Annotated in this window: 10 protein-coding genes, 1 tRNA gene, 1 other RNA gene, 1 pseudogene and 1 other annotated feature; of the genes and pseudogenes, 3 read left to right on the top strand and 10 right to left on the bottom strand. The window is 40.8% G+C overall.

Annotated features, from left to right (window positions below):
- Positions 1-273: 273 nt before the first annotated feature.
- The 7 genes from V7127_RS20450 to tadA form a co-directional block, all read right to left on the bottom strand.
- Entirely contained in the window at positions 274-537 is a 264-nt protein-coding gene (locus V7127_RS20450) for a pro-sigmaK processing inhibitor BofA family protein (RefSeq protein WP_335347023.1), read from the bottom strand.
- A 91-nt stretch (positions 538-628) separates the two neighbouring features.
- Positions 629-847, bottom strand: coding sequence for a YaaL family protein (locus V7127_RS20445; RefSeq protein ID WP_335489054.1), 219 nt, complete (start codon positions 845-847; stop codon positions 629-631).
- A 46-nt stretch (positions 848-893) separates the two neighbouring features.
- Positions 894-1,490, bottom strand: a complete 597-nt coding sequence (gene recR, locus V7127_RS20440) for a recombination mediator RecR (RefSeq protein ID WP_066302038.1) — start codon at positions 1,488-1,490, stop codon at positions 894-896.
- A gap of 146 nt (positions 1,491-1,636) precedes the next feature.
- Positions 1,637-1,957 carry a YbaB/EbfC family nucleoid-associated protein gene (locus V7127_RS20435; RefSeq protein ID WP_066302040.1) on the bottom strand — a complete coding sequence of 107 codons (321 nt, stop codon included), beginning with the start codon at positions 1,955-1,957 and terminating at the stop codon, positions 1,637-1,639.
- 20 nt (positions 1,958-1,977) lie between these two features.
- Positions 1,978-3,669, bottom strand: a complete 1,692-nt coding sequence (gene dnaX / locus V7127_RS20430) for a DNA polymerase III subunit gamma/tau (protein ID WP_335489050.1) — start codon at positions 3,667-3,669, stop codon at positions 1,978-1,980.
- Between the two features lie 130 nt (positions 3,670-3,799).
- Positions 3,800-4,064, bottom strand: an RNA gene (gene ffs, locus V7127_RS20425) — signal recognition particle sRNA large type.
- Positions 4,065-4,142: 78 nt separating this feature from the next.
- Entirely contained in the window at positions 4,143-4,667 is a 525-nt protein-coding gene (tadA, locus tag V7127_RS20420) for a tRNA adenosine(34) deaminase TadA (RefSeq protein ID WP_335489057.1), read from the bottom strand.
- 147 nt (positions 4,668-4,814) lie between these two features.
- Here tadA and V7127_RS20415 point away from each other — a divergent pair, with 147 nt between their 5' ends.
- From V7127_RS20415 to V7127_RS20405, 3 genes are all read left to right on the top strand, one after another.
- The gene (locus V7127_RS20415; RefSeq protein ID WP_335489047.1) at positions 4,815-6,101 is read left to right on the top strand and encodes a glycoside hydrolase family 18 protein; all 1,287 of its coding nucleotides are present in this window, start codon (positions 4,815-4,817) and stop codon (positions 6,099-6,101) included.
- A 277-nt stretch (positions 6,102-6,378) separates the two neighbouring features.
- Positions 6,379-7,020 carry a deoxynucleoside kinase gene (locus V7127_RS20410; protein ID WP_335347018.1) on the top strand — a complete coding sequence of 214 codons (642 nt, stop codon included), beginning with the start codon at positions 6,379-6,381 and terminating at the stop codon, positions 7,018-7,020.
- Positions 7,017-7,685: a deoxynucleoside kinase gene (locus V7127_RS20405; protein WP_335347017.1), complete on the top strand. Its 669-nt coding sequence runs from the start codon at positions 7,017-7,019 to the stop codon at positions 7,683-7,685. The genes V7127_RS20410 and V7127_RS20405 overlap by 4 nt, the downstream gene beginning before the upstream one ends.
- Positions 7,686-7,795: 110 nt before the next feature.
- Here V7127_RS20405 and V7127_RS20400 read toward each other — a convergent pair.
- The 3 genes and pseudogenes from V7127_RS20400 to V7127_RS20390 form a co-directional block, all read right to left on the bottom strand.
- Positions 7,796-7,888: transfer RNA gene (locus V7127_RS20400), tRNA-Ser, on the bottom strand.
- A 118-nt stretch (positions 7,889-8,006) separates the two neighbouring features.
- Positions 8,007-9,287, bottom strand: coding sequence for a serine--tRNA ligase (gene serS / locus V7127_RS20395; protein WP_335355234.1), 1,281 nt, complete (start codon positions 9,285-9,287; stop codon positions 8,007-8,009).
- Between the two features lie 57 nt (positions 9,288-9,344).
- Positions 9,345-9,565, bottom strand: a binding site (T-box leader).
- Between the two features lie 64 nt (positions 9,566-9,629).
- Positions 9,630-9,846: pseudogene (locus tag V7127_RS20390) on the bottom strand (pyridoxal 5'-phosphate synthase glutaminase subunit PdxT); the annotation flags it as partial.
- Between the last annotated feature and the right edge of the window lie 302 nt (positions 9,847-10,148).

The raw sequence follows: 10,148 nt of genomic DNA, 5'->3' as shown, positions 1-10,148 counted from the left end.
GCTCATAAATGTCTTTTTTTAAGAAAAAGACTAAAAAATAAACGTTGACGTTTTTGTTCGTTCAGTTTTCAAAGAACTATCATATCGCTCAGAGGCGACTTTATTATCTTATCATCTGCACAAGTCTTTGTCAACAACTTTTTTCTCGATGAATTCCGTTGTTTCAAAAGGCTTTTGTGGAGACTTTTAATATATTAACATCATATATAAACACTGTCAACATAATTCTTTTGAAAAATGAACAGCTACTTTAACGCGCAGCTGTTCATCTATTTAAATTATCCACGTCTGTATAGCTACTAGTGAAAATAAACCAGGAATTCCCAGAAAGCCTGAGACAGAGGCTGTGATTAAATTAATGGGCACATGTATGCCGAACTGATTCCCAAACGTATTTAAAAAGAATAAAAACAGTGCACCAATCAGTATCTTAATAATACCTTGTCCAACCATTTTAACTGGCTTCAGTGGCGTTCCCATAATCAACAGTAATAATATGCATACTCCTAATATAGAAATAACGATAACAGGCTCCAATAAGAAAAATCCTCCTTTCGAGAAACTTGTACTATCAATTTATGAAATCGATATACAAAAAAGACCTCGATAGAAGGACTATGTCCAAAAATTATTTGTGTAAGGTGATATTTCTTTTTTTTACTTCTTTAAAAAGAAAGAAGTATTTTGCCTCTGCAAGTTTTGCTTGTGTCATAATCTCTGCGGATGGATCAAAGCTTTTTTCGACAAGTGTTTTTTGATTTGTCCATGCTTCTCTTAAATCATAAACTTTATCTAATAGCTTTTCATTAAATTCCTTACGCAGCCAGCCCTTCCTACGAAATAACATTATCTTCGCCCCCATTAGAAAGCGCATGCGCCTCGACAGTTTAGATTTAAACCTCTCTTCTTCCTTCAAGTGCCTTTGAAAGAGTCACTTCATCGGCATATTCAAGGTCTCCTCCAACAGGAAGACCGTGGGCAATTCGCGTAGCACGAATTCCAGATGGCTTTAATAGACGTGAAATATACATAGCTGTTGCTTCTCCCTCAATATTAGGGTTCGTGGCAAGTATAACTTCTTGTACTGTGTCATCTTGGAGTCTTTTTAGAAGTGTGGGTATATTTATGTCCTCTGGCCCAATCCCATCCATTGGCGAGATCGCGCCTTGCAGTACATGATATAAGCCATGATACTCTTTCATTTTTTCCATTGCAATGACATCTTTAGGATCCTGAACGACACAAATAACCGTTCGATCTCTCCTTTGATCTTCACAAATATAACAGGGGTCTTGATCCGTAATATGGCCGCAAACCGAGCAATATGACAAATTTCTCTTAGCGTTCACTAGCGCCTTTGCAAAATCAAGGACAGTGTCTTCCTTCATACTCAATATAAAAAATGCCAGACGAGCGGCCGTTTTCGGGCCGATACCTGGCAATTTCATAAAGCTGTCAATCAGCTTAGATATCGGTTCAGGATAGTGCATATTAATTCCTCCTTATCGAAAAGCGGAGAGTACTGCTTATGCTCTTCGCGATGGCACTCGGAGCTAGACATTGAAAAGCAGAAGCTCCATAAAAAAGAAAAGCTTCAGTCTAATCCAACAACTGAAGCTAGACAAATAGGAGCGTCTTAGAACATTCCAGGCAGATTCATTCCTTTAGTGAATTGGCCCATCGTGTTATTTGTTAATTCATCTGCCTTTTTTAGTGCCTCGTTCGTTGCAGCTAATACAAGGTCTTGTAACATTTCGATATCCTCTGGGTCTACTACTTCTTCCTTGATGTTTACTTCGAGGACTTCTTTATGGCCAGAAACAATGACAGAAACCATTCCGCCGCCAGCAGTCCCTTCAATTCTTTCTTCACCAAGCTTCTCCTGAGCCTCGGCCATTTTCTTTTGCATCTTTTGCATTTGTTTCATCATATTTTGCATATTGCCCATTCCACGCATTTTATTGTACCTCCAGTTAATTAGTCTATTATTTCTACTAAATCATCACCAAACAATTTTTTAGCTTCGGCGATTAACGGTTCTTCCTCATTTGGATGTTCTTCGTTGACTCCATTATCTTGCTGGCTGTTGAGAAAGTCTTCTCTGACTTTTTGCCATTGCTCATCAGGAATTCCAACGAGCTGCAATCGTTTTCCCAAAAGCTCATACATAATACTGGATAAGATGTCGAGAAATCTCGTATTATCCATTGCCATTTGACAATGAATTTCATATTTAAATTTAATGATATAGGCGGTATGAGAGGCTGCAACAGGCTCCGCTTCATTCAATAAAGCAGCTTGGGACCTCATTTGATTATGAGCCAGCCTATTTAACATTTCGCCCCAATTGCTTTTTATCGCCATTAAATCATTTTTTGTTGCTTGCTTTAATATTTCATTAACCTTCCCAATTGGTGCTTGGAAGCCTTTACGGGAGCTTCTTTGTGCTTTTTTCTGAATAGCAGGCTGACCTTCATCTTGAATCACAACACCCTGGCGCTTCAAAAGACTGATTTCATTCTCTAAATGTTCTATCTTTTGGAGCAACGGCTGAAGATCTCCGACAGCTGCACTTGATCCTTTTCTATCAAGCTGGCAAAGCTTAACGATCGCCACTTCAAGAAAAATCCTCGGATGATTCGTCCAGCGCATTTCCTGCTGGGCCTTATTCAGTACTTCTATTAATTCATACAGCTCTTCCGGCTGGACTTTTTCAGCAAGCTGTTGGAACTCTTCATCTAACATAACTCTTTCCAGCGATTCTTCCAATTTGGGTGCAGCCTTAAAGAGGAGCATGTCTCGATAATATAGGATAAAATCCTCAACAAAACGTGCAGGATCTTTCCCTTGAAATAGAAGCTCATCTAAGAATTCCAGCCCTGCTGCAGCATCCCTTTCCATAACTGCAAGAGCCAGCTTATTTAAAAAGCCTTGCGAAACAGCTCCTGTAACAGTTAAGGCATCATCCATTGTCACTTCGTCCTGGCTAAATGATATAGCCTGATCAAGTAAGCTTAACGCATCACGCATGCCACCCTCTGCTGCTCTCGCAATCACATGCAATGCTTGTTCCTCACACTTAACGCTAGTCTCTTCGACAATGAGCTTCATTCTGCCTACAATTGCTTGTGCTGTAATGCGTTTAAAATCAAATCGCTGGCATCTTGAAATAATCGTAAGCGGAATCTTATGGGGCTCAGTTGTTGCTAAAATAAAGATAACATGCTTTGGAGGTTCTTCAAGTGTTTTCAATAAAGCATTGAAAGCTCCAATGGAAAGCATATGAACTTCATCGACAATATAGACTTTAAACTTTGCAACATTTGGTGCATATTTGACCTTGTCCCTAATATCCCTAATTTCTTCAACGCCGTTATTAGAGGCGGCGTCAATTTCAATAACATCTTGGATGGATCCATCTGTTATCCCTTTACAGGTAGGGCATTCATTACAAGGCTCGTTTACCGGGGACCTTTCACAGTTGACTGCCTTAGCTAGAATCTTTGCGGCACTCGTTTTCCCTGTCCCGCGGGGCCCAGAAAACAGATAGGCATGCGAGATTTTTTCCTGAAGCAGGGCGTTTTGCAATGTTTTCGTTACATGCTCCTGTCCAACAACATCGATAAAGCTTTGAGGACGCCAAACCCGATATAAAGCCTGATAACTCATTGTTACGCCCCCCTTCCTATGTATTCTCAATAACCATTATACCTTATTCATTTTCATTATTTCAAAGTTTAGAAATAAAAAAACTCATCCCAATTCAGAGAGATGAGTTTTGTTTATTATAGTTAAACTGCCGTGCACCTTCCTTCGACTGGCTCCCATAAGCGTTACTTAAGCAGTTAGCTCGGCCCAGGCGACCCTGCGGCACATGAGATGGTCCACTTAATGCTGCTTCCTTCCGGACCTGACATGGTTCATGGATTCCCATTGCGCAGGACCCGGGCGTCAACACCACTTACTTAAGGCAGGCCCTACAGGACACCAGCCTCGGGAAGGGATTCAGCCTCGCTAGAGCGGATTGCGAGTACAGGGCACCGCTACCTCCCCGCCTAGCACGGCAAAGTTGAAACCATATTTAGTTGCGCCATATGTGACGCATAATTAAGTATACTAATCTTTTGTGTAAAAATCAATTCCTATTCGCTGACAATTCCTGTATGATTATCCAACTGTGTTTGTTTCCTTAGTTTCTTCTCTTCTTTCCTTCGTTCGCGCAAGCTTCGGAAGAAAGATGACAGTAATTCACCGCACTCTTCTTCCAGGACACCTGTTACTACCTCACTCTGATGATTAAATCGCTCATCCTGCAAAAGATTCATGAAAGTGCCCGCACAGCCGCCCTTCGGATCCTTTGCACCGTACACAACCTTTTTTATCCGAGAAAGGATAATGGCTCCAGCACACATAGGGCACGGCTCCAGCGTAACATAAAGAATGGCATCCTCAAGCCTCCACGTTCCAAGCTGCTGACACGCTTTATCAATAGAAAGTAATTCCGCATGGGCAATTGCATTTTGATTGGATTCCCGTAAATTATGAGCTCTTGCAATGATTTCCCCATTTAAAACAATAATAGCTCCAATAGGCACTTCCTTCATATCCTCAGCCTTTTTTGCCTCTTTTATCGCTTCTAGCATATATATTTCATCTGACTGTTCCATTTGCAAATCCATTTATTTTTCATCCTTTTAATAAGATCCTTTGTTAAATTATATCATTACTTCATTTATTCCTTCATAAAATGGTTGTAGTGTTTAATTTTATTTATCGAGAATGGTCCTTATTTGTTAGATAAAGGAGGAGTCATTTTGCAAATTCATGTTGTTCAGGCAAACCAAACCTTAACAAGTATCGCGCGTGCCTATGGAACGACCGCCAATGATATAGCCGAAGCTAATGAAATTCCGAATCCTAATAATCTAGTGGTTGGTCAAACCCTAGTAATCCCCATTATCGGCCAATTTTACACGGTGCATAGCGGGGATAGTCTATACTCAATCTCAAGGAAATTTAATATTTCCTATCAGGAACTAGCCTCTATTAACCACATTTCTGTTAACACGCCGCTTCAGGTCGGATTTAGACTTTATATTCCGCCCCGTCCAAAACAGCAGGCTGAATTTAATGCGTATGTAGAACCAAGGGGCACAACGGTTGCACCCAATTTAGAAACAAGTGCACGAGAAGCCGCTCCTTATTTGACCTATTTAGCTCCTTTTAGTTTTCAGGCGCTTCGTGATGGGTCCCTGAAAGAGCCATTACTAAATAATTTCCCTGCGATTGCCCGTGCCAACAGAAATGTACTGATGATGGTGATTACAAACCAGGAGAATGATCAGTTTAATGATGAATTGGGTCGGATTCTCCTCAATGATATGCCCATTCAGGACAAATTTTTAAATAATATCGTGGCAACAGCTAAAAAATACGGCTTCCGGGATATACATTTCGATTTCGAATACTTGCGCCCAGCCGATCGAGAAGCATACAATCGTTTTCTTAGAAAAGCCAAGTCTAGATTTCAGCAGGAAGGCTGGCTGCTTTCGACTGCTCTAGCTCCTAAAACAAGCGCTGGGCAAAAAGGACGCTGGTATGAGGCACATGATTATAAGGCACACGGGGAGATTGTTGACTTCGTTGTCATCATGACCTATGAATGGGGCTATAGCGGCGGACCGGCCATGGCAGTTTCTCCTATTGGACCCGTTCGGAAGGTATTAGAGTATGCAATAACAGAGATTCCTTCCAAGAAAATATTAATGGGACAAAACTTATACGGCTATGACTGGACACTGCCATTTGTTCAAGGCTCCTTTGCGCGAGCATTAAGCCCTCAGCAGGCTATACAGCTTGCCGCGAATAACAATGTCGCTATTCAGTATGACACGAAAGCACAGGCACCATTCTTCCACTATACGGATCAGGCGGGGAAAAGACATGAGGTTTGGTTTGAAGACGCCCGCTCCATTCAGGCAAAATTTGATTTGATTAAGGAATTGAAGTTAAGAGGAATGAGCTATTGGAAGCTTGGCCTTTCTTTTCCGCAAAACTGGTTATTGATCACAGAGAATTTTAACGTTGTAAAAAGACCTTAAGAGATTTGAAACAGCTGATACATTGTCAGCTGTTTTTTTGTGCCATTTTAATAAATTCTGCCGGTCGACCTAATTGAACAAACCCTTGATATACGAAGTAATGATCAGCGCAGTGAAATTAGATAGAGGCCTAGTGGAAAGCAGATGCATTCCCTATAAAAAAATTCCATATCCCTTCCACCACGATTGTATGATAAAATAATTTTTGTGTCATTTAAGGACGGAGTGCCAAACAACACTTTTATAGATAAAGCAGGACGGAGTAGGAGGACTATCCATGGGAGCAACCCCTTTTATCACGGTTGAGGGACCAATTGGTGTTGGAAAAACATCACTAGCTAAGGCCATTTCTGATCATTTCGAATTTGCCCTACTGAAAGAAATAGTAGATGAAAACCCGTTTTTAGGTAAATTCTATGAAAACATTGAGGAATGGAGTTTTCAAACTGAAATGTTTTTTCTCTGCAACCGCTATAAGCAGTTAGCTGATATTCAGAACCATTTTCTGAAGAAAGATAAACCTGTCGTTGCAGACTACCATATATTAAAAAATCTTATTTTTGCCGGGCGATCATTGAATACACAGGAATACGAAAAGTATCTAAAAATTTACGATATCCTAACTGTAGATATGCCAAAGCCCAATGTAGTGATTTATCTTCATGCAAGTCTAGAAACAATTCTGAAGCGTATTCGCCTAAGGGGAAGGGATATTGAAAAGAATATAAGCCCCTTGTATTTAGAGCAATTATCCATAGATTATGACAAGGCGATTAGCGACTTCGAATCTCAGCATCCGGAGGTTTCAGTTCTACGCTTCAATGGCGATCATTTAGACTTTGTAAAAAATCAAGAGGATCTCCAAACGATCATTGACACGTTATCTATCACATTAATTAAAGGGAGCATGCAATCATGATTCTTCGAAACAAATATGGAATCCCTTCAAATGCAGTCATCACGATTGCCGGAACGGTTGGAGTGGGAAAATCTACAATGACCAATGCCCTTGCAAAGGCTCTACACTTTCGCACATCCTTTGAAAAAGTGGATACCAATCCTTATTTAGATAAATTTTATGCGGATTTTGAACGCTGGAGCTTTCATCTGCAAATTTATTTTCTAGCTGAACGTTATAAAGAACAAAAACGAATTTTTGAGTATGGCGGCGGTTTTATCCAAGATCGATCCATTTATGAGGACACTGGGATTTTCGCAAAGATGCATTATGAAAAAGGCACCATGTCCAAGGTCGATTACGAAACCTATACTAGCCTATTTGAGGCGATGGTCATGACTCCTTATTTCCCGCATCCGGACTTGCTTATTTATCTAGAAGGCTCCCTCGATGATATTCTATCCCGAATCCATGAACGAGGACGCCCAATGGAGCAGCAGACACCTATTGAGTATTGGAAGGAAATGCATAAGCGCTACGAAGATTGGATTAACTCCTTTAACGCTTGTCCTGTACTTCGATTGAATATCAATGATTATGATATTATTGATGATGAAAGCTCAGTTGAACCGATTCTTGAACGGATTTCGGAGTTCATGAAGCAAACTCAATTATTGAAAAAATAGTCGCCCTAAACAGGCGACTATTTTAGTATATAAAGCATAAAAAAAACCGCTACATTTGCCTGTAACGGTTTTTATCTCCAATTTATGCGCGTGTATAATGTCAATGTTAATGGAGGAGGAAAGGGGATTCGAACCCCTGCGCGGTTTGACCCGCCTGTCGGTTTTCAAGACCGATCCCTTCAGCCGGACTTGGGTATTCCTCCGTATCGACAAGAAATAATATACCATTTATCAAAAACGATGTCAATATTATTTAATATTTTTTTTGAGCGGGGTTTGGCCCCGCTCAAAAAGTATTCTAACTTGGAGTTTTAGCGAAATTTACTCTGGTTTAATGACATCTCTGTTGCCCATATACGGACGCAGCACCTCTGGAATCACGAAACTGCCATCCTCCTGCTGGTAATTTTCCAACAGAGCGGCAACGGTGCGGCCGATTGCAAGGCCAGATCCATTTAATGTATGCACATGCTCAGGTTTACCCTTAGCCTCACGGCGGAAACGAATATTCGCACGTCTTGCTTGGAAGGCTTCAAAGTTACTGCAAGAAGAAATCTCTCTGTATGTGTTATAGCTTGGAATCCACACTTCAATATCATACTTTTTCGCGGCAGTGAAGCCAAGGTCACCCGTACACATGCTCATCACGCGATATGGAAGGCCTAATAACTGCAGAACCTTCTCCGCATTCTTTGTCAGCTTTTCTAATTCTTCATAAGAGTCTTCCGGCTTTACAAATTTAACGAGCTCCACCTTATTAAATTGATGCTGGCGAATCAGCCCTCTCGTATCACGTCCAGCTGATCCGGCTTCAGAACGAAAGCAAGCACTAAATGCAGCGTAATTAAACGGAAGATCCTCTGCACTTAAAATTTCTTCTCTGTGCATATTCGTAACAGGTACCTCAGCTGTTGGAATTAAGAAGTAATCCTCATTTTCTATAAGGAAGGCATCCTCTTCAAACTTCGGAAGCTGACCTGTTCCAGTCATACTTGCACGATTGACTAAATATGGCGGTAATACCTCTGTATAGCCGTGCTCCTCTGTGTGAAGATCAAGCATAAAGTTGAATAAAGCACGTTCAAGGCGTGCACCGAGCCCTTTGTAAAATACAAATCGGCTTCCCGTTACCTTTCCTGCACGTTCAAAATCAAGAATATTTAACTGGTCAGCTACTTCCCAATGCGGCTTCGGTTCAAAGTCAAACTGTCTAACCTCTCCCCACTTCCACGCTTCCACATTGTCGTCTTCAGTTTCTCCAACTGGGACACTTTCATGCGGAATATTTGGTATGCTTAGCAATAGTTGATCTAATTCCTCTTCAACCGTGCGCAGCTCATCATCAAGCTCTTTAATTTGATCTCCAACCTCTCGCATTTCAGCAATTAAATGATCCGCGTCTTGTTTATCACGTTTTAATATGGCAACCTGCTGAGAAACCTCATTCCGTCTGCTTTTCAGCTGTTCTGCTTTCACAATTAATTCACGTCGTTTCGTATCAAGATCTTCGAATTTTCCAAGATCCGTTAAATCCTCGCCGCGATGCTCCAGCTTCTTTTTCACATCTTCAAAATTAGCTCTCAAAAACTTAATGTCTAACATTTCATAATCCCTCCTAATTTTTTACTGGGGCAAAACACAAAAAACTCCCGTCCCCAAAAAAGGGACGAGAGTTACCCGCGTTGCCACCCTAGTTGAAGGCATGAGCCTTCCACCTTAAATTCATAACGGTTTTATACCGAAAGTATTTACTGGCCAAAAAAATGGCGTTCCATACTTTGCTCGAGGATGGATTCACAAGCTTCACCCGCCAATTTCCACCAACCATTGGCTCTCTTTAGAATGAAAATCCTGTTACTAGTTCCTCTCATTGCTTTCGACTATAGTAAATTTTAATTCATAATGTACTACAATTATGAATCATTTGCAACTATATTATGCAAATTAATTTTTCTTCGCTTCTTTTACCATGTTAATAAAGTAGGAGGTAATACGGTGGTCATCTGTTAATTCTGGATGAAAGGAGCATCCAAGAATATGACCCTCACGTGCTGCCTACGATACGCTCATCATGTTTCGCCAGAACTTCCACATTCTCTCCTGCTTGCACAATATGAGGAGCACGAATAAATACCGCAGGGAAATCCTCTGCCACACCAGCAACATGTTTTTTGCCTCTACAATCGCTTCTAAATCTGTACCCGTTTTCAGCTGCCATCATTTTGATTGATTTAATATTCATAAATAATGGAGGAATATTTCGTTAATTCAAATCGGAATAATTCCCTTTCCTATAATGACACTAAACAACAAAAAGGGGTTCCTGTCAAGACAAGAAACCCCTTTAGAAATAATTAGTATTACTTTTCTCAAATTAGAGAACTGTCTAGCTCCAGTGCCTACCCCCTCGAGGTCACAAGCCAAGCCTCCCAGAAAGGTAAAGTACACCTTTCCGGGAGGCTC

Source organism: Bacillus sp. JJ1773, assembly GCF_036962035.1.
Taxonomy (GTDB): Bacteria; Bacillota; Bacilli; order Bacillales; family Cytobacillaceae; genus Cytobacillus.
This window is presented reverse-complemented; position numbering and strand designations above follow the sequence as displayed.

Bases quoted from the DNA above. Each gene is read 5' to 3' on its own strand.
- V7127_RS20445 (WP_335489054.1), bottom strand. From the start codon at position 847: ATGTTATTTCGTAGGAAGGGCTGGCTGCGTAAGGAATTTAATGAAAAG.
- recR (WP_066302038.1), bottom strand. From the start codon at position 1,490: ATGCACTATCCTGAACCGATATCTAAGCTGATTGACAGCTTTATGAAA.
- V7127_RS20435 (WP_066302040.1), bottom strand. From the start codon at position 1,957: ATGCGTGGAATGGGCAATATGCAAAATATGATGAAACAAATGCAAAAG.
- dnaX (WP_335489050.1), bottom strand. From the start codon at position 3,669: ATGAGTTATCAGGCTTTATATCGGGTTTGGCGTCCTCAAAGCTTTATC.
- tadA (WP_335489057.1), bottom strand. From the start codon at position 4,667: ATGGAACAGTCAGATGAAATATATATGCTAGAAGCGATAAAAGAGGCA.
- V7127_RS20410 (WP_335347018.1), top strand. From the start codon at position 6,379: ATGGGAGCAACCCCTTTTATCACGGTTGAGGGACCAATTGGTGTTGGA.
- V7127_RS20405 (WP_335347017.1), top strand. From the start codon at position 7,017: ATGATTCTTCGAAACAAATATGGAATCCCTTCAAATGCAGTCATCACG.
- serS (WP_335355234.1), bottom strand. From the start codon at position 9,287: ATGTTAGACATTAAGTTTTTGAGAGCTAATTTTGAAGATGTGAAAAAG.